At 40.6% G+C, this 448-nt stretch carries 1 pseudogene; it reads right to left on the bottom strand.

Annotated elements, in window-relative coordinates:
* Nucleotides 1–448 (bottom strand): annotated as a pseudogene (locus DRF57_RS23505) (RHS repeat-associated core domain-containing protein); the annotation flags it as partial.

Here is a 448-nt window from a genome sequence, read left to right as displayed (position 1 = left end):
TTTTGTAATCATCCATTTACCCTGGGCACGTAAGTTAATGTCCTGTGAAAGAATGGGCCTGCCAGCTTTATCATAGACTGTATATTCCCAACCTTTTCCTGGTAGCTTCTTTTCAACTTGCCGATTCCGCCCGTCATAGCGATATTGATAGCAAAGTTCATTGAGAATGGCCGGACTGATTACATTGTTGTTCTGCTCTATCTGTTGAACTGCCTTTGGAGGAATTACAAAGGCTAATTGATCATATTCGTTGTAAACATAGTATGTATCAACATTTTGTACCCCATCCGTTTTTCGGATCAGTAAAGTTTGCCCACGCTGATTTTGAAATTGAACTATAGGGCTTCCGTCTTCATCGGTTACCGTATTTTTATACAGTGTGCCCGCATTATGAAAACCACTGCCAGTTGCCAAAGCTATAGAAGTAACTGTATTTGAAACACTCCCT

Origin of the sequence: Chryseobacterium rhizosphaerae (genome assembly GCF_003385455.1) — a bacterium.
Taxonomy (GTDB): Bacteria; Bacteroidota; Bacteroidia; order Flavobacteriales; family Weeksellaceae; genus Chryseobacterium; species Chryseobacterium rhizosphaerae.
This window is presented reverse-complemented; position numbering and strand designations above follow the sequence as displayed.